General features: G+C 62.7%; 22 protein-coding genes and 1 tRNA gene. 18 read left to right on the plus strand and 5 right to left on the minus strand.

The features are described from left to right. Positions 1-27 precede the first annotated feature (27 nt). Positions 28-1,347 carry a YihY family inner membrane protein gene (locus H1204_RS05640; RefSeq protein WP_180730325.1) on the plus strand — a complete coding sequence of 440 codons (1,320 nt, stop codon included), beginning with the start codon at positions 28-30 and terminating at the stop codon, positions 1,345-1,347. A gap of 66 nt (positions 1,348-1,413) precedes the next feature. On the opposite strand, the gene H1204_RS05645 is transcribed toward H1204_RS05640, so the two are convergent. From H1204_RS05645 to H1204_RS05655, 3 genes are all read right to left on the minus strand, one after another. Then, positions 1,414-1,737 carry an Mpo1-like protein gene (locus tag H1204_RS05645; RefSeq protein ID WP_180730326.1) on the minus strand — a complete coding sequence of 108 codons (324 nt, stop codon included), beginning with the start codon at positions 1,735-1,737 and terminating at the stop codon, positions 1,414-1,416. A gap of 134 nt (positions 1,738-1,871) precedes the next feature. After that, positions 1,872-2,717 (minus strand): alpha/beta hydrolase, encoded by an 846-nt coding sequence (locus H1204_RS05650; RefSeq protein WP_180730327.1) that lies wholly within the window; start codon positions 2,715-2,717, stop codon positions 1,872-1,874. Next, entirely contained in the window at positions 2,714-4,063 is a 1,350-nt protein-coding gene (locus H1204_RS05655; RefSeq protein WP_180730328.1) for an O-acetylhomoserine aminocarboxypropyltransferase, read from the minus strand. The genes H1204_RS05650 and H1204_RS05655 overlap by 4 nt, the downstream gene beginning before the upstream one ends. A 308-nt stretch (positions 4,064-4,371) precedes the next feature. On the opposite strand from H1204_RS05655, the gene H1204_RS05660 reads away from it, so the two are divergent. The 4 genes from H1204_RS05660 to H1204_RS05675 all read left to right on the plus strand — a co-directional run bounded on the left by H1204_RS05660 (position 4,372) and on the right by H1204_RS05675 (position 9,732). Continuing rightward, on the plus strand, positions 4,372-4,839 hold the full coding sequence (locus H1204_RS05660; RefSeq protein WP_035991317.1) for a CBS domain-containing protein: 468 nt from the start codon (positions 4,372-4,374) through the stop codon (positions 4,837-4,839). Between the two features lie 179 nt (positions 4,840-5,018). Then, positions 5,019-6,956, plus strand: a complete 1,938-nt coding sequence (locus H1204_RS05665; RefSeq protein WP_180730329.1) for an MFS transporter — start codon at positions 5,019-5,021, stop codon at positions 6,954-6,956. A 142-nt stretch (positions 6,957-7,098) separates the two neighbouring features. Continuing rightward, positions 7,099-8,199 (plus strand): chorismate synthase, encoded by a 1,101-nt coding sequence (gene aroC, locus H1204_RS05670; RefSeq protein ID WP_007585447.1) that lies wholly within the window; start codon positions 7,099-7,101, stop codon positions 8,197-8,199. A 69-nt stretch (positions 8,200-8,268) separates the two neighbouring features. Then, a complete protein-coding gene (locus tag H1204_RS05675; RefSeq protein ID WP_180730330.1) occupies positions 8,269-9,732 on the plus strand; it encodes a tetratricopeptide repeat protein in 1,464 nt (487 codons plus the stop codon). A 78-nt stretch (positions 9,733-9,810) separates the two neighbouring features. Here H1204_RS05675 and H1204_RS05680 read toward each other — a convergent pair whose 3' ends face one another. After that, a complete protein-coding gene (locus tag H1204_RS05680; RefSeq protein ID WP_180730331.1) occupies positions 9,811-11,484 on the minus strand; it encodes an electron transfer flavoprotein-ubiquinone oxidoreductase in 1,674 nt (557 codons plus the stop codon). 188 nt (positions 11,485-11,672) lie between these two features. Between H1204_RS05680 and H1204_RS05685 the strand changes: the two genes are divergently transcribed. Together H1204_RS05685 and H1204_RS05690 are read left to right on the plus strand one after the other, a co-directional pair. After that, on the plus strand, positions 11,673-12,449 hold the full coding sequence (locus H1204_RS05685) for an SDR family oxidoreductase (protein ID WP_180730332.1): 777 nt from the start codon (positions 11,673-11,675) through the stop codon (positions 12,447-12,449). A gap of 206 nt (positions 12,450-12,655) precedes the next feature. Beyond that, positions 12,656-13,084, plus strand: coding sequence for a thioesterase family protein (locus H1204_RS05690; RefSeq protein WP_180730333.1), 429 nt, complete (start codon positions 12,656-12,658; stop codon positions 13,082-13,084). Positions 13,085-13,144: 60 nt separating this feature from the next. Here the strand turns inward: H1204_RS05690 and H1204_RS05695 are convergent, their stop codons facing one another. Further along, complete coding sequence (locus H1204_RS05695) at positions 13,145-13,690, minus strand: PAS and helix-turn-helix domain-containing protein (RefSeq protein ID WP_042311283.1); 546 nt, start codon at positions 13,688-13,690, stop codon at positions 13,145-13,147. A 312-nt stretch (positions 13,691-14,002) separates the two neighbouring features. On the opposite strand from H1204_RS05695, the gene H1204_RS05700 reads away from it, so the two are divergent. From H1204_RS05700 to pheS, 11 genes are all read left to right on the plus strand, one after another. Further along, entirely contained in the window at positions 14,003-14,707 is a 705-nt protein-coding gene (locus H1204_RS05700) for a CoA transferase subunit A (protein ID WP_007585457.1), read from the plus strand. 2 nt (positions 14,708-14,709) lie between these two features. Next, on the plus strand, positions 14,710-15,351 hold the full coding sequence (locus H1204_RS05705; protein WP_042311285.1) for a CoA transferase subunit B: 642 nt from the start codon (positions 14,710-14,712) through the stop codon (positions 15,349-15,351). Between the two features lie 208 nt (positions 15,352-15,559). Beyond that, positions 15,560-16,480 (plus strand): alpha/beta hydrolase, encoded by a 921-nt coding sequence (locus H1204_RS05710; protein ID WP_180730334.1) that lies wholly within the window; start codon positions 15,560-15,562, stop codon positions 16,478-16,480. A 106-nt stretch (positions 16,481-16,586) separates the two neighbouring features. Next, positions 16,587-16,940, plus strand: coding sequence for a RidA family protein (locus H1204_RS05715; protein ID WP_035990403.1), 354 nt, complete (start codon positions 16,587-16,589; stop codon positions 16,938-16,940). Positions 16,941-17,001: 61 nt separating this feature from the next. Beyond that, positions 17,002-19,242 carry a bifunctional (p)ppGpp synthetase/guanosine-3',5'-bis(diphosphate) 3'-pyrophosphohydrolase gene (locus H1204_RS05720; RefSeq protein WP_180730878.1) on the plus strand — a complete coding sequence of 747 codons (2,241 nt, stop codon included), beginning with the start codon at positions 17,002-17,004 and terminating at the stop codon, positions 19,240-19,242. A 98-nt stretch (positions 19,243-19,340) separates the two neighbouring features. After that, positions 19,341-19,417, plus strand: a tRNA-Val gene (locus H1204_RS05725). A 283-nt stretch (positions 19,418-19,700) separates the two neighbouring features. Beyond that, entirely contained in the window at positions 19,701-21,608 is a 1,908-nt protein-coding gene (gene thrS, locus H1204_RS05730) for a threonine--tRNA ligase (protein ID WP_180730335.1), read from the plus strand. Between the two features lie 48 nt (positions 21,609-21,656). Further along, positions 21,657-22,181, plus strand: coding sequence for a translation initiation factor IF-3 (gene infC / locus H1204_RS05735; protein ID WP_079482295.1), 525 nt, complete (start codon positions 21,657-21,659; stop codon positions 22,179-22,181). A gap of 251 nt (positions 22,182-22,432) precedes the next feature. Next, positions 22,433-22,630 carry a 50S ribosomal protein L35 gene (gene rpmI / locus H1204_RS05740; protein WP_180730336.1) on the plus strand — a complete coding sequence of 66 codons (198 nt, stop codon included), beginning with the start codon at positions 22,433-22,435 and terminating at the stop codon, positions 22,628-22,630. A gap of 29 nt (positions 22,631-22,659) precedes the next feature. Beyond that, entirely contained in the window at positions 22,660-23,019 is a 360-nt protein-coding gene (rplT, locus tag H1204_RS05745; protein WP_004192938.1) for a 50S ribosomal protein L20, read from the plus strand. Positions 23,020-23,178: 159 nt separating this feature from the next. Then, positions 23,179-24,192, plus strand: coding sequence for a phenylalanine--tRNA ligase subunit alpha (gene pheS / locus H1204_RS05750; protein ID WP_180730337.1), 1,014 nt, complete (start codon positions 23,179-23,181; stop codon positions 24,190-24,192). Positions 24,193-24,296: the final 104 nt, after the last annotated feature.

Below are 24,296 nucleotides of genomic sequence, written 5' to 3' on the forward strand. Positions count from 1 at the left end.
GCGTGCACTGAAGTGGAGGAGGTCGGTTTGTTGTCCAGGTTGCGTCTCGATCTCGATGCGCTCAAGCGTCTCGCGGAGTTTGCCGCGAAGCGCAGCGGCGAGGATCGCATTCCTCAGGTGGCGGGCAGTCTCACCTTCACGACGATGCTTTCGCTGGTGCCGCTCGCGACGGTCGCGTTCGCGCTGTTTACCGCGTTCCCGATCTTCGCGCAGTTCCAGATGTCGTTGCAGACCTTTCTCGCCGACCATCTGATGCCAGACCAGGTCAGCAGCCAGATTTTCAAATACCTGAACCAGTTCGCATCGAAGGCGAAGGGGCTGACCACGGTCGGCATGATCATCCTGTTCGTCACGTCCGTGATGACGATGATGACGATCGAATCCGCGTTCAACGTGATCTGGCGCGTGCGCAAGGCGCGCCCGTTCGCGCAGCGCGTGCTGGTCTACTGGTCGATCCTGACGCTCGGGCCGATCCTGATCGGCGTGAGTCTGTCGATCTCCTCGTATCTGTTCACGCAGTCCATGACGTACACCGCCGCGCAGCGCATCACGCCGCTGATCGAATGGGCGCTGGCGGGCGCTGCGTTGCCGCTGACGGTGCTTGCGTTCACGCTGATGTATGTGTTCGTACCGAACTGCCGCGTGGAGTGGCGCGATGCCATCGTCGGCGGCGTCACGGCCGCGATCGCGTTCGAACTGGCCAAGCGCGGCTTCGGTTTCTACATCCGTCGCATTCCGACCTACACGGCTGTGTATGGCGCGTTCGCCGTCGTGCCGCTTTTTCTTCTCTGGATGTACCTAAGCTGGTTCATCACGCTCGCGGGCGCGATGATCGCGTCGGCGCTGCCGGCGATCCGCACGGGGCAATTCCATCGTCCCGATTTTCCGGGCAGCGATCTGCTCGACTCGCTCGAATTGCTAGCGCGGCTCGTCGAAGCGCGCGATGCGGGCACCCACGGCTACACGGTGCCGGAACTCGCGCGCGCACTGCGCCGCGATATGGAAACGACGGTGCGCCTGTTGCAGCGGCTCGAAGCGATCGACTGGATCGTGCAACTCGATGAAAACGGCCAACGCCCGCGCTTCCTGCTGATCGCGAACCCGACCCAGATCACAGTGGAGCGGCTTTTCGACCTGTTCGTGATCGACCGCGCGGAACTTGCGTATCAGCTGAATCTCGCTTCGACGCATGTGGATAGCGCCATGCTGCTTGCCGCGCTCGATAACGACGCCCTCAAGGTGAACCTCTCGACTTTGCTGGCGGCGCGCGCCTCTTCACGCGGCGCTGCGCAACCGGATCACGCGGGAGTGGACGACGCGGCTGCACTGCCCCAGCAGACGGCGTGAGCGCTCTCGGGCTTTGGGGCGCTCGCGCGTCGTTCGTGGTGCCTGAGTTGCGCCGCTTGCCGCTAGCTATAGCGAAATGCGCCCCGTGCAGATGTCCTTGAACATCACCCAGTCGCCCATCAGGCTGTAGATGGGATGCCGGAAGGTCGCCGGACGGTTCTTCTCGAAGAAGAAATGGCCGACCCACGCAAAGCCATACCCGCATACCACGACTGCCGGCAGCCACAGCCAGTCGCCCGTCGCGAGCGCCATCGCGACGAAGCCGATCACGCCCAGCGACCCGACGAAATGCAGCCGCCGCGACACCGTGTTGCGATGCTCGGTCAGATAGTACGGATAGAACTCCGCGAAGCTGGCGAAGTGCTCGTCGTGCGTTGTCTGATGGCTCATGATCGCCTCCGTTGTCTGCCCGCGTCAGCGCCGTGGCGCGGCCCGAAACCGGACAGGCATGGATTCATTGTGCTGCTATCGTCACGCGCGCGCAACCTGGCCATTCGGCATATGGTGTGCGCGCTTCGGGGCGGTTAATGTGAGGCCTGTGAACGATTCGGAGCGTGGGCCGTCGCAAACGCGTAAAGCGCGTCGAGCGTCGCGTCGGGCTGCTCGGACATCAGCGCGTGGCCGGCGTCGAGCGTGATCGTGTCGACGGGCACGTTTGCGTTGCGCAGCGCGTCGGCGACAGCTTTGGCGGCGCGCGGCGGCGTCATCACGTCGCGCCTGCCGACGATCAGGCGCGTGGGGCAGCTCACCTGCGCGGCGCGCGCGAGACCGTCCGTGTACGCGTTGCAGGCGCTGAAGTCGGTGTGAAAGAGTCGTGGCTCGGCTGTCGCCGAGACGCGTTCCATCAGACGCTGGTTCATGCCGTGCAGCCAGAAGCCGGGCGCGGGGCATGACGGTTTCGCGGCGAGCGTCGAATGCGACCACTGGTTGACCATGTCGATGGCTTCCGGCTCGCGCTCGCGCGCGGCATCGAGCAGCGCATCGGAGACGGCCATCGGCACGGCTGTCGCGACGAGCGCCAGATGTGTCGCGCGTGACGGATAGCGAGCCGCGAAGTCGAGCGCGACGAGCGAGCCCATGCTGTGCCCGGCGACGAACGCACGCGCCACGCCCACTGCGTCGAGTAACGCGGCGAGCCAGTCGGCCATCGCGCCGATGCTGGTCAGCGCCGGGCCGGCGCTGCGGTGGTGGCCGGGCAGGTCGACGGCCAATACGCCGAAGCCGTGATGCGCGAAATAGCGCGTTTGCAGCGCCCAGACGCTGTGATCGTGCTCGGCGCCGTGAATGAAGACAGCGGTGGGCAGAGTGGCGTCGAATGCTTTGCCGCCCGTGTAGACGTAGGCCGGTTTGCCGTTGACGTCGACGATCATGCGGACTCCTTGCGCGCCGGACGGGCGGGCTTCGAGGCGGCTTGTTGCGCGGCGCCGCCCGCGGATTTCTGCGCGGCTTTTAGCGCGCGCTTGAGATCGTCGATCAGGTCGTCGGGGTCTTCGAGGCCGATCGAAAGACGTATCGTGCCTTCCGCGATGCCCGCGGCGGCTAGCGCGGCGGCGTCCATGCGGAAGTGCGTCGTCGACGCAGGGTGAATGACGAGCGAGCGGGCGTCGCCGACGTTCGCGAGATGCGAGAACAGCGACAGCGCTTCGATGAACGCGCGGCCGGCGGCGCGGTCGCCGCGCAGGTTGAAGCTGAACACGGCGCCCGCGCCGCGCGGCAGCAGGCGCTGCGCGAGCGCGTGATCCGGGTGAGTCGGCAATTCGGGATAGGCGACTGATTCGACAGCGGCATGGGCGGCGAGGAATTCGACCACTTTGCGCGTATTCGCGACGTGGCGTTCCATGCGCAGCGGCAGCGTTTCGATGCCCTGCAGCAGTTGCCACGCCGCTTGCGGATGCAGACACGCGCCGAAGTCGCGCAACCCTTCGCGGCGGGCACGCAGCAGGAACGGCGCAACGGTGCTTTCCTCGGCGAACACCATGCCGTGAAAGCCTTCGTACGGCTCGGTGAATTCCGGGAAGCGCCCGGACGCGTCGAAGTCGAACGTGCCACCGTCGACGAGCACGCCGCCGATCGTCGTGCCGTGGCCGCCGAGGAACTTGGTCGCCGAGTGGTAGACGAAATCCGCGCCGTGGTCGAATGGCTTGAGCAGATACGGCGTCGTGAAGGTCGAATCGACCAGCAAAGGCACGCGATGCTCGTGCGCGATCTGCGCGACCGTCGCGATATCGAGCACGTCGAGGCCCGGGTTGCCGAGCGTCTCGCCGAACAGCAGTTTTGTGTTCGGACGCAGCGCGGCGCGCCAGGCGTCGATAGCGCCCGGCTTCACGAACGTCGTGTCGATGCCGAAGCGGCGCAGCGTGTAGTTGAGCAGGTTGTGCGAGCCGCCATAGAGCGCACTCGACGCGACGATGTGCGAGCCCGCGCCCATCAGCGTGGCGATCGCGAGATGCAGCGCGGCCTGGCCGCTCGCCGTGCCGATCGCGCCCGCACCGTTTTCGAGCGCGGCCACGCGCTCTTCGAACACGGCGACCGTCGGGTTCGAGATGCGCGAGTAGACATGGCCCGCGCGCTCCATGTTGAAGAGCGCGGCGGCGTGGTCGGAGTCGCGGAACGTGAACGACGTGGTCTGATAGATGGGCGTCGCGCGGGCGCCCGTCGCGGGGTCGGGAGCGGCGCCCGCATGCAGCGCAAGCGTGTCGAAACGGTTGGCGGACATCGTGGACGGCCGGACCTCGACAGCCCGGCGAAGGTGAGAGTGGGGGCCATCGTATCATCGTGCCGCGCGCGAACCACTCGGTTAACGCCCGTATTACGTCTGTATGGAAAGGTGTGCCGGACAGGCGAGAACGGGCCGCCCGGCGCGCCCGCCGCAGCCGCTGGCAGGCCCGTGAGCGCCGCCTGCCGGGCGTTCGCTGGCGCGCTCCCGGCGGTAGTTGTGCGCTTTCTTTTTGTGGGCCTTTCCGCTACGATCGAAAGACAGTCAGGCCTTTTTTTGCTGCGGAAGGCTTCATCAGGAGACAAATCATGCGCGTCAGCGACATTCTCAAGCTCAAGGGCAACACCCTCTTTACCGTCACGCCCGATAGCCCGCTCAATGAAGCCGTCAACACGATGGCCGAGCACGATATCGGCTCGCTCGTCGTGATGGAATACGGCGATCTCGTCGGCATGCTGACGTTCCGCGAGATCATTCTCGTGCTGAGCCGCAACGGCGGCAGCGTCGGCGGCAGCACGATCCGCAAGATCATGGACGATCACCCGCTCACCTGCACGCCTGAGACGGACGTCAACGAAGTTCGCCGCATGATGCTCGAACATCACGTGCGTTATCTGCCCGTCATGGAAAGCCGCAAGCTGATGGGCGTGATTTCGTTCTACGACGTCGCGAAGGCCGTCGTCGAAGAGCAGGGCTTCGAGAACCGGATGCTGAAGGCCTATATCCGCGACTGGCCTGCCGAAGACGAGCCGCAGCAGGAGCAGCCGTCGCGCTGAGTCAGGCTCGGTGTCGGCCCTTGCCGGTTCAGTTTGCTGACGAAGCCTGCCGGCATGCCGCTGTCGCATGACTGAACTATCCTCGAAGCGCGCGCGATCAGCGTGCGCTTTTTTTGTGTCCGCCAGTTCCGTAAAGCGGTTGTGAATCCGGGCAGAAACTGCCCAACATCCATCACTCCATGAACGATCGTCCGTTGTCTACCGCCCAACAGCAAAGGCGTACCGTGCGTGAACACGGTTCGCAGTTCCGGCTGTTGCGCGAGCGCCGTTTCGCGCCGTTCTTCTGGACGCAGTTCCTCGGCGCGATGAACGACAACGTTTTCAAGATCGGCTTCACGTCGCTCGTCACGTATCAGGCTGCGCGCTTCTCAGGCGTCAATGCGGCTACCGCGGCCTTTCTGATTTCCGCGATCTTCATTCTGCCGTTTGTCCTGTTCTCGGCGACCTCCGGTCAGATCGCCGACAAGTACGACAAGGCGATGCTCACGCGCTTCGTCAAGACATTCGAGATCGGCGTGATGCTGGTGGGCGGCGCGGGATTCTGGCTGCACAACGCCGTGCTGCTGTATCTGTGCACGTTCCTGATGGGCGTCCATTCGACGGTGTTCGGCCCCGTCAAGTACGCGTACTTGCCACAGCATCTGGACAAATCGGAGCTGGTCGGCGGCAACGGCATGGTCGAGATGGGCACCTTCGTCGCGATTCTGTTCGGCACGATCATGGGCGGCGCGGCGGCGGGCTCGGACGCGCACGGCGCGGCGATCCTCGCGTTCGGCTGCGTGGCGATTGCGCTGATTGGACGCGTCGCGTCGGGCTTCGTGCCGCCGTCGATGCCTTCTCAACCGGACTTGCGCATCAACTGGAATCCAATCAGCGAAACCTGGCGCAATCTGAAACTGGCGCGTCAAAACCGGACGGTGTTTCTGAGCCTGCTTGGCATTTCCTGGCTGTGGTTCGTTGGCGCGACGTTCCTGTCTTCGTTCTTCCGGTTCGCGAAGGACGTGCTGTCCGCCAATCCCGATGTCGTGACCGTGCTGCTCGCAACCTTTTCGATCGGTATCGGCACTGGGTCGCTGCTGTGCGAGCGGCTCTCGAAGAAACGCATCGAAATCGGGCTCGTGCCGCTCGGCTCGATCGGCATCAGCGTGTTCGCGATCGACCTGTTCTTCGCGAGCCACGCGCTGACGGGCGTCACGCATCTGCTGACGGTCGGCGAATTCATGGCCTTGCCCGCACACTGGCGCGTGCTTGCCGATCTGTTCCTGCTGGCGATGTTCGGCGGCTTCTACAGCGTGCCGCTCTACGCGCTGATCCAGAGCCGCAGCCAGCCGAGCCACCGCGCGCGGATCATCGCGGCGAACAATATCCTCAACTCGCTGTTCATGATCGTGTCGGCGTTGATGGCCGTCGCGCTGACGTCGGCGGGCGTGGGCATTCCGGGCTTGTTTCTCGTGACCGCGCTGCTCAACGTGGTCGTCGCGATCTATATCTATTCGCTCGTGCCGGAGTTCCTTCTGCGCTTCGTCGCGTGGCTGATGGTGCACACGTTCTACCGGATGCGCCTGGTGCACGCGGAGCGCATTCCCGAAGAGGGCGCGGCCGTGCTGGTGTGCAATCACGTGAGTTATGTCGACGCCATTGTCATCATGGCGGAAAGCCCCCGGCCGATCCGCTTTGTGATGGATCACCGGATTTTTCGTACGCCGCTTGTCGGCTGGCTCTTCAGACACGCCAAGGCGATTCCGATCGCACCGGCGCATGAAGACCCGGAAATGCTCAATCGTGCCCATGACGCCTGCGCGAAAGCGCTCGACGACGGCGATCTCGTCTGTATTTTTCCCGAAGGCAAGCTGACACGAACGGGTGAGATGAATCCGTTCCGCCATGGCGTGGCGGAAATTCTGCGGCGCAAGGCCGTACCCGTCGTGCCGATGGCGTTGCGAGGGCTGTGGGGCAGCTTCTGGTCGCGCAGCACCGATGCGCGTTTCCCGCGGCCGCTCCAGAAGGGCGTGATGAGCCGTCTGACGCTGGCCGTCGGCGAGCCGCTCGAACCGGCCGACGCGACGCCGGAACGTCTGCAGCAGGTCGTCACCGAACTGCGCGGCGCGCGCAAGTGAGGCTGCGCGCCTGAACCGTCTGGCGGAACGCGCGACGCTTCGTCCATTCGTCCTATTACCACCGGCCGGGCCGCTGCGCGCCACGCCAGTGCGGCCGGGCTGGCATAATGACGGTCTCCCCGCATTTCTTTGGACGACGCTCATGTCCGGCAATACCCTCGGTACGCTCTTCACCGTCACGACCTTCGGCGAATCGCATGGCCCGGCCATCGGCTGTGTGATCGACGGCTGCCCGCCGGGCATGTCGCTCGTCGAAGCCGACATCCAGTTCGAACTCGACCGCCGCCGGCCCGGCACGTCACGTCATGTGACGCAGCGCCAGGAAGAAGACAAGGTCGAGATTCTCTCGGGTGTCTTCGAGGGCAAAACGACGGGCGCGCCCATCGCGCTGCTGATCCGCAACACGGACCAGCGCAGCAAGGACTACGGCAACATCGTCGAAACGTTCCGTCCCGGCCACGCCGACTACACCTACTGGCAGAAGTACGGCATTCGCGACCATCGTGGCGGCGGCCGTTCGTCGGCGCGCCTGACGGCGCCGACAGTGGCGGCGGGCGCCGTCGCGAAGAAGTGGCTGCGCGAGAAGTTCGGCGTGGAGATTCGCGGCTATATGGCGGCGCTCGGCGAGATCGACGTGCCGTTCGTCGACTGGCAATACGTGCGCGAAAATCCGTTCTTCGTGCCGAATGCCGATATCGTGCCGCAGCTCGAAACGTATATGGATGAACTGCGCAAGGACGGCGATTCGATCGGCGCGCGCATCAACGTGGTCGCGTCGGGCGTGCCCGTCGGTCTGGGCGAACCGTTGTTCGACCGCCTCGACGCCGACATCGCGCACGCCATGATGGGCATCAACGCGGTGAAGGGCGTCGAGATCGGCGCGGGCTTCGAAAGCGTGCGGCAGCGCGGTTCCGTGCATGGCGACGAACTGACGCCGGAAGGCTTCGTCGGCAATCATGCGGGCGGCGTACTCGGCGGCATTTCGACGGGACAGGACATCACCGTGTCGATCGCCATCAAGCCGACGTCGAGCATCCGCACGCCGCGCCGTTCGATCGATAAAAACGGCCAGCCCGCCGTCGTCGAAACGTTTGGGCGACACGATCCGTGCGTCGGTATTCGCGCGACGCCGATCGCCGAGGCGATGCTCGCGCTCGTGCTGATCGACCACGCGCTGCGGCACCGCGCGCAATGCGGCGACGTCACCGTCGATACGCCGAAGATCGCTGCCAGCGCGCCCTGACGTGCAACGCCATTCGGCGTAAGGTCGAAGCCATTCGGGAGTCGCCGGTTCCCCGACGGGGCGGTCAACATGAACACTATCGATTCCACCGCCGCCGATCCGCTCGCGCCGCTGCGTGCGCGCACGGCTTTGCCCGACGCCGTCGCAACCGACTGGCTCGTGCTCGGTAACGCGCTCCTCGAACGCGCGAATGGCGACAAGGCGCTGCTGCGCGAAGCGGTCGATGCGCTGATGCGGGCGCATCGGCTGGATGCGAATTGCGACGCCAGGCTGTTGCACGGCATCGCGCAGACGGCCTTCATCCTGCGCGACTGGGCGCTCATCGAATCTTCCACTGCACTTTTGCTGGCGCGCGATGCCAGCGACGCGAACGCGCTCGTCTGGCGCGCGGCCGCCGTCCAGGAGCGCGACGATTTCACCGAAGCGCAGCGCTTGCTGCACGAAGCGGCGCGCGCGGCGCCCGGCAATCACATCGTCTTGCACAAACTCGCGTTGTGTATCAAGGAACAGGGCCGCTTCGGCGAAGCGGAAGCGCTGCTACGCCGCGTGCTGGAACTGACGCCGGACAACGCGCACGCGCTTTTCGATCTGTCGGAACTGGAAGTGCGCGCGGGGCGTTACGCGCAAGGCTGGCTCGACTACGAAGCGCGCGTCGCGTTCGCGCACGATTCGAACGCCGCGCGGGCTGCGCTCGCCGCCATCAGTCCGAACTGGCGCGGCGAGTCGCTGGCGGGGAAGACGCTCGTCGTCTATGGCGAGCAGGGAAACGGCGACTGCCTGTGGTCGGTGCGTTTTCTGCCGCTGCTCGCCGAGCGCGCGCAACGTGAAGGAGGCCGCGTGATTTTGGGTTACGCGGGGCCGATGCAGCATCTGTTCGAACGCATGCTGCCGGATGGCATCAAGATCGAAACGAGCCTCGACACCAAGCCCGATTATCACTGCGGGTTGATGAGCCTGCCGCTGCGTTTGGGCATCAACGATCCGTCGGTGTGGGGGCGGCCGTATCTGAGCGCCGATCCCGCGCGTGCCGGCGTATGGCGCGAGCGCCTCGCTGCCGCTACGGTGGCGGGGAATCGCAAGGTCGGCCTTGTCTGGAACGGCAACCCCGATCACATCCGCGACAGGCGGCGCTCGGTGCCGGCTCATGAGATCGCGCGGATTCTGGATGTGCCTGGTGTGACGTTCTTCGCGATTTCGCCGGGGCGCGAGCAGACGGTCGGACAGTGGCGCACGCAAGGCGTCGAGATCGTCGACTTGACGCCGCAGTTCACGGCCGGTTTCGACGACGTGGCCGCGCTGCTCGTCAATCTCGATGCGCTCGTTACTATCGACAGCGGTCCTGCGCATCTGGCGGGCGCGCTCGGCGTGCCGACGTGGCTAATGCTCGATCACGTGTCCGCCTGGTTCTGGGGCGAAGAGACGGAGCGTACGCCGTGGTATCAGACAATCGAGCTGTTTCGTCAGCCGTCTGCTGGCGCGTGGGCGGCCGTGCTCGAACGCGTGCGTGCCCGGCTTGAAGCGCTGGCGGCGTGAGCTGGAAAATTACCGCAACGTCATGCAAAAACGCCGCTCATCGAGCGGCGTTCTGCTTTTCGGGCGACGCGGTTTGCGTCACATATTCGGATAATTCGGACCGCCGCCGCCTTCGGGCGTCACCCACACGATGTTCTGCGTCGGGTCCTTGATATCGCAGGTCTTGCAGTGGACGCAGTTTTGCGCGTTGATGACGAGGCGCTCGCTGCCGTCGTCGTTCTTCACGAACTCATAGACGGCGGCGGGGCAGTAACGGCTTTCAGGGCCTGCATAGGTTTGCAGGTTGACCTTCACCGGCACCGTCGGGTCCTTGAGCGTCAAATGCGCAGGCTGATTCTCTTCGTGATTCGTGTTCGAGATGAACACCGACGAGAGGCGGTCGAACGTGAGCTTGCCATCCGGCTTCGGATACTCGATTGGCTTGCATTGCGATGCCGGCTTCAGCATCTCGTGATCCCAATGCTGGTGGTGTAGCGTCCACGGCACATTGCCGCCCAGCAGCTTCTGTTCGATGCCGACCATCAGCGTGCCGAGATACAGGCCCTTGCTCATCCACTGCTTGAAGTTGCGTGCGCGATAGAGTTCGGTGTGCAGCCACGAAGTCTTGAACGACTCGGGATACGCGACCAGTTCGTCGCTATGGCGGCCTGCCTGCACGGCGTCGAACGCGGCGTCGGCGGCGAGCATGCCTGTCTTGATTGCCGCGTGCGAACCCTTGATCCGCGACGCGTTCAGGAAGCCTGCATCGTCGCCCACGAGGGCACCGCCCGGGAAAGCGAGCTTCGGCAGTGACAGGAGGCCGCCCGCCGTGATCGCCCGCGCGCCGTACGACACGCGCTTGCCACCTTCAAGGAACGCGCGAATCGACGGATGCGTCTTGTACCGCTGGAACTCCTCGAACGGCGACAGATACGGATTCGAATAACCCAGGCCGACGACAAAGCCCACCATCACCTGGTTATTGTCGATGTGATAGAGGAACGAGCCGCCGTAAGTCTGCGTATCGAGCGGCCAGCCGGCCGTGTGGATCACCAGACCCGGCTTGTGCTTCGCCGGATCGATTTCCCACAGTTCCTTGATGCCGATGCCGTAGACCTGCGGGTCGGCGCCGTCGCGCAGCTTGAATTTGTCCGACAGTTGCCGTCCGAGATGCCCACGCGCGCCTTCGCAGAACAGCGTGTATTTCGCGTGCAGTTCCATGCCGAGCTGGAAGTTTTCGGTCGGCTCGCCGTCCTTGCCGATGCCGAGATTGCCCGTCGCGACGCCTTTGACCGAGCCATCATCGTTATAAAGCACTTCAGCGGCAGCAAAACCCGGAAAAATCTCGACGCCCGCCGCTTCAGCCTGCTGGCCCAGCCAGCGCGTGACGTTCGCAAGACTGATCACATAGTTGCCGTGATTCTTGAAATTGTCCGGAAGCGCCCAGTTCGGCACCGATTTCGCGCCCGTTTCCGAGAGAAACAAAAATCGGTCTTCCGTCACTTCGACGTCCAGCGGCGCGCCTTTTTCCTTCCAGTCCGGAATCAGTTCGTTCAGCGCACGGGGGTCCATCACGGCGCCCGAGAGGATATGCGCCCCAATTTCCGAGCCTTTTTCGAGCACGCAGACGCCAATCTCGACGCCTTTTTCCGCCGCGCGCTGCTTCAGGCGAATGGCCGCCGACAGGCCCGCCGGGCCGCCGCCGACGATCACCACGTCATATTCCATCGACTCGCGCGGGCCATATTGCTCGATCAGACTTGCGGGGGTCATTGATGCTCCTCTTACCGTTAGAATGCTTTTTTCGGGATCGTATTGTCAGCGAACGATCCCTGCGCTGCAACACAATGAGACAAGATTAGCACGATCGTTCTATTATTGTGAACTGGGATTAACGCCATGCTCTGCGCAACGCGCGGGCTTGTCATCCCCGTCACATCCACGTTCCAAGGAAAACGACAATGGGCCGTTCGATCAATCTGGAAGGCAAGGTGGCGCTGATTACGGGCGCGTCGAGTGGACTCGGCAAGCGGTTTGCCATGGTGCTGTCGCAAGCGGGCGCCAAGGTCGTGCTGGCAAGCCGACGAATCGAACGCCTGAAGGAATTGCGCGCCGAGATCGAGGCGTCGGGCGGCGCGGCGCACGTCGTTTCGCTCGATGTGACCGATTATCAGAGCATCAAGTCGGCTGTTGCGCACGCCGAGACCGAGGCGGGCACGATCGATATCCTCGTCAACAACTCGGGCGTCTCGACGACGCAAAAGTTGACGGAAGTGACGCCCGCCGACTTCGAATACGTGTTCGACACGAACACGCGCGGCGCCTTCTTCGTCGCGCAGGAAGTGGCCAAGCGGATGATCATGCGCTGCGGCGCCAATAACAAGCCGTCGTACCGGATCATCAATATTGCTTCGGTGGCGGGCTTGCGGGTGCTGCCGCAAATCGGGCTCTACTCGATGAGCAAGGCCGCCGTCGTGCACATGACGAAGGCGATGGCGCAGGAGTGGGGCCGGCACGGCATCAATGTGAACGCGATCTGCCCCGGTTACATCGATACAGAGATCAATCATCATCACTGGTCGACCGATCAGGGGCAGAAGCTGATTTCGATGCTGCCGCGGCACCGCGTCGGCAAACCGGAAGATCTCGATGGGCTGTTGCTGCTGCTCGCCGCCGACGAATCGCAGTTCATCAACGGCTCGGTGATCGCCGCCGACGACGGCTTCGGCCTGTCCTGACGGGCGCGGCCCCGTTGAACACCACGCGTTTCGTGACGCTCAGAGCAGAAAAACGCGAAACGCGCGATTATTGACACCCTTGTGCAACGTCTGCGTCGCGCGGCGCGTTGCGCAATCCAATCTGGCCGCCGCGCTTTGCAGTGCGGCCAAAGCCGAGTTCGGCCCAGCCGTTGCGTTTTCCCGATTCAAACCGTAGAAGAAGTGCAATGAGCGATTACCACCCCGTTTTTGAGATGTCGATGCCGATCCGCTGGGGCGACATGGACGCGTTCGGCCATGTGAACAACACGGTCTATTTCCGGTACATGGAGCAGGTGCGGATTTCCTGGTTCGAGCAGCTTGGCATCGCCGGCGGCAATGGCGAAGGGCAGGGGCCCGTGATCGTCAATGCATCGATGGAATTTCTGAAGCAGTTGCACTATCCCGGCGACGTGATTGGCCGCATGACGGTCGGCGTGCCGGGGCGCAGCAGCTTCGATACGGGCTTCGAGCTATATCGCGCTGACGATCCTGACACGCTGTATGCGCGCGGCAACGCGAAGTGCGTGTGGATCGACTACGCGGCGGGCAAGTCGGTGCCGATTCCCGATCTGCTGCGCTCGACCATCGAAAACGCTCATCTCGTGAAGGCCTGAGCGTCATCCTCGCGCGCCGGCTGTCACGGCCGGCGCCGCTCCCCGCTTCGCAAGCGGAAGTCAGTTTCCGAGCAGGCGCTGCAACAGTTCAGTCGCGTTGCCCGTGTCATATTTGCGCATCAGCCGCGCGCGATAGACGTCGACGGTGCGCGAACTGATGTCGAGAATCCGACCGATCTGCTTGCTCGTTTTCCCCGTCACCAGTTGCGCGGCGATTTCTCGCTCGCGCGGCGTCAGTTCGACGGCGACGCGCCGCGTCGCGCTCAGATCCTCGAAAGTCCAGACGCCGGCCGCGTGCGGCATCGCGCGGTCGAGCGAGCGGCCCGTCACATGGCACCAGAAAAGCTCGCCGTTGGCGCGCTTCATGATGCGGTCGTCGGCGTAGCTGCCTTGCGCCGTCATGATGGGCGGAATGCGTTCGCCGATGCGCTCGAACTCGTCTGGCGACGGATACAGTACCGCGAACGATTGCCCCAGCAACGACTCGCGCGAGCGGCCGAAGATCGCGGCGAGCTGGTCGTTGCAGTCTTCGATGATCCGTTCGCGCGACAGCACGAGACCGATCGGCGCGAGATGAAAAGCGGTTTGGTAATCCAGTTCGGGCATGAAATCAGCGAAGGGTGCGGTACGAATACTTATGTATTTTTGCGTATTGTGCCGCAAGGCCGCCGCATCGTACCCTTTCGGCACATCACAAGATGCGCGGTTGGCGTGCATGAGCACCGGTTTGCAATGTTTTGCGCAAGTCACGCCACCCGTCGCCGCAGATGACTAGAATGGCGTTTCGGGCCAGGCCCGCAGCGCCCCGGCAACTGGTTCGGCGTCGCGAAAGCGCGCAGGAACACGCAGCCAGTCGATATAAGAACGGCGTCGCATCGATCCGGATTTCGGGTATCCAATCAAGGAAGGGACACACTGATGAACAAAGTCTACGCAAGCGCGGCGTCCGCGCTCGAAGGCATCGTCAAGGACGGCCAGACATTCGCTGTCGGCGGCTTTGGGCTGTGCGGCATTCCTGAAGCGCTGATCGCCGCCCTGCGCGATTCGGGCGTCAAGGGCATCACCTGCATCAGCAACAACGCGGGCGTCGATGGCTTCGGCCTCGGTTTGCTGCTGGAAACGCGCCAGATCAAGAAAATGATCTCGTCGTATGTGGGCGAGAACAAGGAATTCGAGCGCCAGTACCTGGCGGGCGAACTCGAGCTGGAATTCACGCCGCAAGGCACGCTCGCCGAAAAGCTGCGCGCGGGCGGCTCGGGCATTCCGGCTTTCTTCACGAACACGGGCTACGGCACGATCATCGCGGACGGCAAGGAAACGCGCCAGTTCGGCGAGAACCACTACGTGCTCGAACATTCGCTGACGGCCGACGTCGCGCTCGTCAAGGCATGGAAGGCCGACAAGTCGGGCAACCTGATCTACCGTCGCACCGCGCGCAACTTCAACCCGATGTGCGCGATGGCCGGCAAGATTACGGTCGTGGAAGTCGAAGAGATCGTCGAGACGGGTGAACTCGATCCAGACGCGATCCACACGCCGGGCATTTTCGTGCAGCGTATCGTGCTGAACGCGAACCCCGAAAAACGTATCGAACAACGCATCGTCCGCGCGAAAGGAGAATGACCATGGCTTGGAATCGTGACCAGATGGCCGCGCGCGCGGCGCAGGAACTGCAGGACGGCTTTTACGTGAACCTCGGCATCGGCCTGCCGACGCTCGTCGCCAACCACGTGCCCGCGGGCATGGAAGTGTGGCTGCAATCGGAAAACGGCCTGCTCGGCATCGGCCCGTCGCCGTATGAAGAAGAAGTCGACGCCGATCTCATCAACGCCGGCAAGCAGACGGTGACGACGCTGCCCGGTTCGTCGATTTTCTCGTCGGCCGATTCGTTCGCGATGATCCGCGGCGGCCACATCAACCTGGCCATTCTGGGCGCCATGCAGATCAGCAAGAAGGGCGATCTGGCGAACTGGATGATCCCGGGCAAGATGATCAAGGGCATGGGCGGCGCGATGGACCTCGTCGCGGGCGTGAAGAAGGTCGTCGTGCTGATGGAGCACGTCGCGAAGGGCGACCAGCACAAGATTCTCGAGGAATGCACGCTGCCGCTGACGGGCGTGGGCGTGGTCGACAGGATCATCACCGACCTCGGCGTGATCGATGTGGTCGACGGCGGTCTGAAGCTGGTCGAACTGGCCGATGGCGTTACCGTCGACGAGATCAAGGCGAAGACGGGCGCGCCGCTCGACACGAGCGCAGTGGGCTGATTTGCGTCGTCCGGCTTCGCGCCGGATTGGCTTGACCTGAAGATTGAAGTGAAGCGGGTGCGATGCAGGTCGCGCCCGCTTTTTCTTTTGTGTTTTGTGCTTTTGTCCTATGCCGTTTGACCGATGAGCGATCAAGGCGAAGCGGTTTAGAATCGATCGTGTTCGGTGCGCCTTTGCACGCTGCCTTATTTCGATCGAGGGAATCCTGATGACCGCCACGCCTGTCGCCGTTTCGTCCGCAATCGATTCCGCCGTGCCTCGTCAACGTTATGTGCAATGCGCGAGTCCAGCGGGCCTGCATCGCATCGCGTACACCGAATGGGGCGCACCCGACAACCCACGCGTGCTGGTCTGCGTGCATGGTCTCACGCGCTCGGGGCGTGACTTCGACCGGGTCGCGGCGGCGTTGTCGTCGGTGTATCGCGTGGTGTGTCCTGACGTGGTCGGGCGCGGCTTGTCGTCGTGGCTTGCCAATCCCGCCTACTACGCGATTCCGCAGTATGTCGGCGATATGGTCACGCTCGTCGCGCGGCTTGGCGTGGAGTCGGTGGACTGGTTCGGTACGTCGATGGGTGGACTGATCGGCATGGCCTTCGCCGGGCTGAAGGACTCGCCCATTCGAAAGATGATCGTCAATGACGTCGGCCCGCATGTCGAGCCGGTCGCGCTCGAGCGTATCGGCAGCTACCTGGGGCAACTGGTGTCGTTCGCCACGCAGCAGGAAGCGATCGATCATGCCGCGTTGCTCGCGCAATCGTTCGGTCCGTTGACGCCGGAAGAATGGCGCGAGATCAATTCTCCGCTCGTGCACGAGCGTGACGGCGCGTGGCGCTTTCGCTATGACCCGCGCATCGCAGAGCCGTTCACGAAGACCACGCCCGAACTGACAGCGCTCGGGGAGGCTGCGCTGTGGCAGTCGTTTGCGGCGATCGCGGGCCCCGTGCTCGTGGTGCGGGGCGAGCAATCGGATCTGCTGTCGCGCGAAACCGTCGCGCAGATGATCGAGAAGGGACGCAATGTGTCGAGCGTCGAAATCCCCGGTGTGGGCCATGCGCCAGCCTTTCTCTCCCCTGATCAGATCGATATCGTGAAACGGTTCTTTATCGGGGACGGCGCTGACGCGTCATAATATGAGATTGGCGCGGCGTCGCTGACCGGTCTCGAGGGATCGGAGTGCACGCAAAACGCATGGCCGCGCAGCGTCGTTTTTTCATTCTCAACGGACAGGACATTTCATGGCAGTCATTCGTCATCACGTCGGCAAGCGTCTTTCGGAAACCGCCGTGCACAACGGCACGGTCTATCTTGCTGGCCAGATCGCCGAGGACACCGATCAGGACATCGTCGGTCAAACGCGCGAAGTGCTGGGCCACATCGACCGTCTGCTCGGTGAAGTCAACAGCGACAAGTCGCTGCTGCTGTCGGTGCAGATATACATATCGGACATGGTGCATTTTGCCGGCATGAACGCGGCGTGGGACGAATGGGTCGCGCAAGGCAATACGCCGCCGCGCGCAACGGTCGAGGCGAAGCTCGCCAACCCGAAGTGCCTCGTCGAAGTGGTCGTCGTCGCCGCGCAGCGCAGCTAAGCCAGCCATCACGTCTCAAGCATTCGCCTGACCGCCCGCGTGTGCCGCGGGCCGCCGCATGATGAACACCGACACCGTCACGACCGCTCCGAACCCAACGCCGTCTTTCGACGACGCACTCGCGTTCGTGCGCGAGCACGCGGGCGATGCGCGCCTGTCGTCGGGCGAGTCGCTCGCCGACCATGCCGCGGGCACGGCCGCCATCATGCGCACGCTGAACGTCGATCCGCCTGCAGTGCTGGCGGCGGCGTTGTTCTCGCTGACGCCGCATCTGGCGAACCCCGAGCAGACCATCGCCGACAACTTCGGCGAGGAAGTCGCGCAACTGGTCGGCGACGTGCGCAAGCTGTTGCGGCTCGGCACCGTGAGCATGCGCGCGGCGCAGAACGCGATGCCCGAAGCGGGCCGCGATGCGCAGGCCGCGCGCCGCGCGCAGGTCGAGGCGCTGCGCAAGATGCTGCTCGCGTTCGCGCAGGACATCCGCGTCGTGCTGATCCGGCTCGCTTCGCGGCTGCAATCGCTGCGCTATTACGCTGCGGCGAAGCTCACGCCTACGCCGGACGTGCCGCGCGAGACGCTCGATATCTACGCGCCGCTCGCAAACCGGCTCGGCATCTGGCAATTGAAGTGGGAACTCGAAGACCTCGCGTTTCGCTTCGAGGAGCCGCAAACCTACAAGCGGATCGCGAAGCTGCTCGACGAGAAGCGCGTCGAGCGCGAAACCTATGTGGCCGAGGCGATCGCGCAACTGCAACAGGAGCTGGCTGCTGCGCATATCAACGCCGAGGTGAGCGGCCGGCCAAAGCATATCTACAGCATCTGGCGCAAGATGCGTGGCAAGGAACTCGACTTTTCCGAGCTGTACGACGTGCGCGCGTTTCGCGTCATCGTGCCGGACATCAAGGATTGCTACACGGTGCTCGGCATCGTGCACAACCTGTGGCAGCCAGTGCCGAGGGAATTCGACGACTACATTTCGCGGCCCAAGCCGAACGGCTACAAGTCGCTGCATACGGTCGTGATCGGCGATGACGGCCGCGCATTCGAAGTGCAGATCCGCACGCAGGAAATGCATCAGTTCGCCGAGTATGGCGTGGCCGCGCACTGGCGTTACAAGGAAGCGGGCACGCGCGGGTACGGCGGCCAGTTCAGCGCCAACGAGAAGTACGACGAGAAGATCGCCTGGCTGCGTCAACTGCTTGCGTGGAAGGACGATGTGTCCGAAGGCAAGCCCGGTGAAAAGGGCGCTGCCCGACCGTGGGAGCAACTGCGCCAGGCGACGCTCGACGACGACCATATCTACACGCTCACGCCGCAGGCGCGCGTGATTCCGCTGCCGCAAGGCGCAACACCGCTCGATTTTGCGTATCACCTGCATAGCGAGCTGGGACATCGTTGCCGCGGCGCGCGGGTCGACGGCGCGATGGTGCCGTTGAATACGCCGTTGCAGAACGGGCAGACGGTCGAGATCATCGCGGTGAAAGAGGGTGGTCCGTCGCGCGACTGGCTCAATCCGAATCTTGGCTATCTGCAAAGCAACCGCGCGCGCCAGAAGGTGCGTGCGTGGTTCAATGCGGTCGAAGTGCAGGAGAACATCGCAACGGGGCGCGCGATGGTCGAAAAGACCTTGCAGCGCGAAGGCAAGACGTCGGTCAATCTCGATCAGCTTGCTGCAAAGCTCGGTTTCAAGTCCACCGACGATCTGTTCTCGGTGGTCGGCAAGGAAGAGTTCAGCTTGCGGCTCGTCGAGCAGGCGCTGAACGATGCGCCGCCCGCCGAGCCCGTCGTCGAAGCGCCCGAGCAGTTCGAGAAACGCAGCAGCGGCGCGAGCGTCGCGCATGGCGCGTCGACGGGTGTGCTCGTCGTCGGTGTGGATGCGTTGCTTACGCAGCTCGCGCGCTGCTGCCGCCCGGCGCCGCCCGACGACATCGCGGGCTTCGTCACGCGTGGCAAGGGCATGTCGATACATCGCAGCGATTGCCCGACGTTCCTGCGGATGGCGGAGCGCGCGCCGGAACGCGTGCTGCAAACGGCCTGGTCCGCGGACGTGATGAGCGGGCGTGGCAAGTCGGTCTATCCCGTCGATCTCTCGATCGAAGCCACCGACCGGCAAGGTCTGCTGCGCGATATCTCCGAAGTGTTCGCGCGCGAGAAGATGAACGTGGTCGGCGTCAAGACGCAATCGCGGCGCAACGCTGCATTCATGCAGTTCACGGTGGAAGTATCAAGCGCGGCGCAGATCCAGCGCGCGTGCGCGATGTTGGGCGAAGTGGCGGGCGTCGTCAGGGCCACGCGCAAGTGATGATGTTGGCCTTGCGCGAAGCCGGCATTTGGATTTTGATGTCACCGCATAAAAATGCTTGCCAACTTTCTCTACGCTCCATATAATCTCGTTTCTCTAGGCTCGTAGCTCAGCTGGTTAGAGCACCACCTTGACATGGTGGGGGTCGTTGGTTCGAGTCCAATCGAGCCTACCAACGAATCTGAAACTTCGGCTTGCCGATGTTTCGCAAACGCAAGTAGCAATGAGCGCTTCGGCGTAAATGGCGAACCAAGCGAACATGGTTATGACACCGCGAACGTTGACCGGAACTGTTTCGGAGCGACGCTAGTCGAGGACCACTTTCGCCCTTGTTGTTTGCAGCAGTCTTGCAGAAATGTGAATGCGGCCCCTCGAAAGCGGGGCCGCATTTTTTTTGTCGCGCTTTTGGTCTTTAAGTCTTGTTGCCTGTGCCGCCGGCCGGCATTACGGAGAACGCAATGGTTTCGATACGACTGCCCGATGGTTCTGTTCGACAGTACGAGCATCCCGTGACCGTCGCCGAAGTGGCGGCCTCGATCGGCCCCGGTCTCGCGAAGGCGGCGCTTGGTGGCAAGATCGACGGTGAACTGGTCGATACGTCCACGCTGATCGATCGCGATGTTTCGCTCGCGATCGTCACGGACAAGGACGCCGATGGCCTCGACATCATTCGCCACTCGACGGCGCATTTGCTCGCGTACGCGGTGAAGGATCTCTTTCCCGAGGCGCAGGTGACGATCGGGCCGGTGATCGACAACGGCTTCTACTACGACTTCTCGTATAGCCGTCCTTTCACGCCCGAAGATCTCGAGAAGATCGAAAAGCGCATGCAGGAGCTCGCGAAGAAGGACGAGCCGGTGTCGCGCCGCGTAGTGTCGCGCGATGAAGCGGTCGAGTACTTCAAGAGCATCGGCGAAAAGTACAAGGCTGAGATCATCGAATCGATTCCCGCCAGCGATGAGATCAAGCTGTACTCTCACGGTGGCTTCACGGACCTGTGCCGCGGCCCGCACGTCCCGTCGACGGGCAAGCTGAAGGTCTTCAAGCTGATGAAGCTCGCAGGTGCGTACTGGCGCGGCGACTCGAAGAATGAGCAGTTGCAGCGTATCTACGGCACGGCCTGGACGAAAAAGGAAGACCAGGACGCGTATCTGCACATGCTCGAAGAGGCGGAAAAGCGCGACCACCGCAAGCTCGGCAAGCAGCTCGACCTGTTTCACATGCAGGACGAGTCGCCGGGTATGGTGTTCTGGCATCCGCGCGGCTGGACGTTGTGGCAGCAGGTCGAGCAATACATGCGCCGTCGCGTGAACGACGCGGGCTATCTCGAGATCAAGACGCCGATGATCATGGACCGCTCGCTGTGGGAAGCGTCCGGTCACTGGCAGAACTATCGTGAAAACATGTTCACGACGGAGTCGGAAAAGCGCGACTACGCGATCAAGCCGATGAACTGCCCGGGTCACGTGCAGGTGTTCAATCATGGCCTGCGTTCGTACCGCGATCTGCCGCTGCGTTATGCGGAGTTCGGCTCGTGCCATCGGAATGAATCGTCGGGCGCGCTGCACGGCCTGATGCGTGTGCGCGGCTTCGTCCAGGACGATGCGCATATTTTCTGTACCGAGGACCAGTTCATCAGCGAATCGATCGCGTTCAATACGCTGGCGATGAGCGTCTATAAGGATTTCGGCTTCGACAACGTCGAGATCAAGCTGTCGCTGCGTCCTGACGCGCGCGCGGGTACGGATGAAACGTGGGATCGCGCCGAGCAGGGTCTGCGTGACGCGCTGACGGCGTGCGGCGTGAGCTGGGAAGAATTGCCGGGCGAGGGCGCGTTCTACGGTCCGAAGGTCGAATATCACATCAAGGATGCGCTCGGCCGTTCGTGGCAGTGCGGCACGCTTCAGCTCGACATGGTGCTCCCTGAGCGCCTCGGCGCCGAGTACGTGGCGGAGGACAATAGCCGCCGCCGCCCGATCATGCTGCACCGGGCAATCGTCGGATCAATGGAACGTTTCCTCGGCATTCTGATCGAGCACCATGCCGGTGCAATGCCTGCCTGGCTGGCGCCGATGCAGGTCGTCGTGATGAATATCGCGGAAAGTCAGGCGGAATACGCACAATCTCTGGCCCAATCGTTGCAAAAACAAGGGGTTAGAGTGGAGGCCGATTTGCGCAACGAGAAGATTAGCTATAAAATACGCGAGCACACGCTTGAAAAGGTGCCGTATCTGCTGGTCGTCGGCGATAAGGAGCGTGATGCACAAACGGTAGCCGTGCGTGCCCGTGGCGGTGTCGATCTGGGCGTGATGTCCCTCGATGCCTTCAGCGAGCGTCTGCGCCAGGACGTGCAGACGTTCAAGTAACCACCAGGCAGCGCGGCTCGTTTTTTTAATTTTTAGAGGAAACGTAACATCGCTACTGATAAGTCGTCGCATCGCATCAACGGTGAAATTACAGCACCCGAGGTGCGTCTGGTCGGGATCGACAACGAACCGCTCGGCATCGTAAAACTGGCTGATGCTTTCCGCCTGTCGGAACAGCAGGACGTGGACCTGGTTGAAATCGCGCCGCAAGCGGTTCCGCCCGTCTGCCGCCTGATGGACTACGGCAAGTTCAAGTACCAGGAAGCGAAGAAGCAGCACGAGGCCAAGCTCAAGCAGAAGGTCATCCAGGTCAAGGAAGTCAAATTCCGGCCGGGTACGGATGACGGTGACTACAACGTCAAACTGCGCAATCTCGTCCGCTTCCTTGAAGATGGCGACAAGACGAAGATCACGTTGCGTTTCCGTGGCCGCGAAATGGCTCACCAGGAAATCGGCATGCGCATGCTCGAGCGTCTGCGTACCGATCTGGATGAAGTCGGTCAGGTCGAGCAGATGCCGAAGATGGAAGGCCGCCAGATGATCATGGTGCTGGCGCCGAAGAAAAAGAAGTAAGCAGACGTTCGCTGCGTATCACAATGTGAGCGATGCGTTTGTTGGAAAGTTTGAGTCGCGCGTCGTCGAAGGCGGCGTGTGCAAGCAGGTTTCGGAATTCGCTCGCAGCTGTTCAGCGTGCGTTCTTCCTGAAAAGCAGCGGTCAGCAGTTCAGGCCGTCTGCATACCAAGTGGAGTGGGTTTCAAAGGGCGGATGAGGGCTTTCTGGGCCGACCGCACACCCATATCCATCAAATAATGGAGTAGTTGTCATGCCGAAGATGAAGACCAAGAAGAGCGCTGCAAAGCGCTTCGTGGTTCGTCCGGGCGGTACCGTCAAGCGCGGTCAAGCCTTCAAGCGCCACATTCTTACCAAGAAGACCACCAAGAACAAGCGTCACCTGCGCGGCGTCACGGCAGTTCATGATTCCGATCTGAACTCCGTACGCGCGATGCTGCCGTTCGCCTAACCCTTAACCGACACTCATAGGAGCGAAACATGCCTCGAGTCAAACGTGGGGTTACCGCACGGGCCCGCCACAAGAAGATCATCAACCTGGCCAAGGGTTACCGCGGCCGCCGCAATAACGTCTATCGCATCGCCAAGCAGGCGGTCATGCGCGCAGGCCAATACGCCTACCGCGATCGCCGCAACAAGAAGCGTGTGTTCCGCGCACTGTGGATCACGCGTATCAACGCGGCGGTGCGTCAGCACGACATGACGTACAGCGTGTTCATCAACGGCCTGAAGAAGGCGTCGATCGAACTCGACCGCAAGGTGCTGGCCGACATGGCTGTGTTCGACAAGGCTGCTTTTGCTGCGATCGTCAAGCAGGTGAAAGCCGCCGTTGCAGCCTGAGTGCGCTGTTAGCATCTAGTACTGCGTGGTTCGTTGCAGCGAACAATCCGGTAGTCTCGGTGACGCTGCAACAAAAACGGGGCTCCTCACCGAGCCCCTTTTTTGTTGGTCGAGCCAGTTTTACTTCGATTGAATACTGACGTTGAAAAGATGGGATCAATGGATCTGGACCAGATTGTCGCCGACGCTAAAAGCGCCTTTGAACAAGCCTCCGACGTCACCACGCTCGAAAACGAGAAGGCACGCTTTCTCGGCAAGTCGGGCGCACTGACGGAACTGTTGAAGGGGCTCGGCAAGCTCGATCCCGAAACGCGCAAGACGGAAGGCGCGCGGATCAACATCGTCAAGCAGCAGGTCGAAGCCGCGCTGACGGCGCGCCGCCAGGCGCTTGCCGACGCGCTGCTGAACCAGCGCCTCGCTGCCGAAGCCATCGACGTGACCTTGCCCGGCCGCGGCACGGGCACGGGCAGTCTGCACCCCGTGATGCACACGTGGGAGCGCGTCGAGCAAATCTTCCGCACCATTGGTTTCGACGTGGCCGACGGCCCGGAGATCGAAACCGACTGGTACAACTTCACGTCGCTGAACAGCCCGGAAAACCATCCGGCGCGTTCGATGCAGGACACGTTCTACGTCGACGGCAAGGACGCCGAAGGCCGTCCGCTGCTGCTGCGCACCCACACCAGCCCGATGCAGGTCCGCTACGCGCGCACCAACACGCCGCCTATCAAGGTGATCGTGCCCGGCCGCACGTACCGTGTGGACAGCGACGCGACGCACTCGCCGATGTTCAATCAGGTCGAAGGCCTGTGGATCGACGAGAACATCAGCTTCGCTGACCTGAAGGGCGTCTATACCGACTTCCTCAAGAAATTCTTCGAGCGCGACGATATTCTCGTGCGCTTCCGTCCGTCGTACTTCCCGTTTACCGAGCCGTCAGCCGAGATCGACATGATGTTCGAGCAGGGCAAGAACGCCGGTAAGTGGCTCGAAATTTCGGGCTCGGGCCAGGTTCACCCGACGGTGATCCGCAACATGGGTCTCGACCCCGAGCGCTATATTGGCTTTGCATTCGGCAGCGGGCTCGAGCGTCTGACGATGCTGCGTTACGGCGTTCAGGACCTGCGTCTGTTCTTTGAAAACGACCTGCGCTTCCTGCGCCAGTTCGCCTGAGGCGAGCCAAAGCGTAGAGCGCGAGCCAACAGGCTTTAAACACGCGACGAGAGCGGCACGGCATTCGGCAACCTGAGTGCCACGCCGCAAACAGCGCCTCCGGC

Origin of the sequence: Paraburkholderia sp. PGU19 (genome assembly GCF_013426915.1) — a bacterium.
GTDB lineage: Bacteria > Pseudomonadota > Gammaproteobacteria > Burkholderiales > Burkholderiaceae > Paraburkholderia.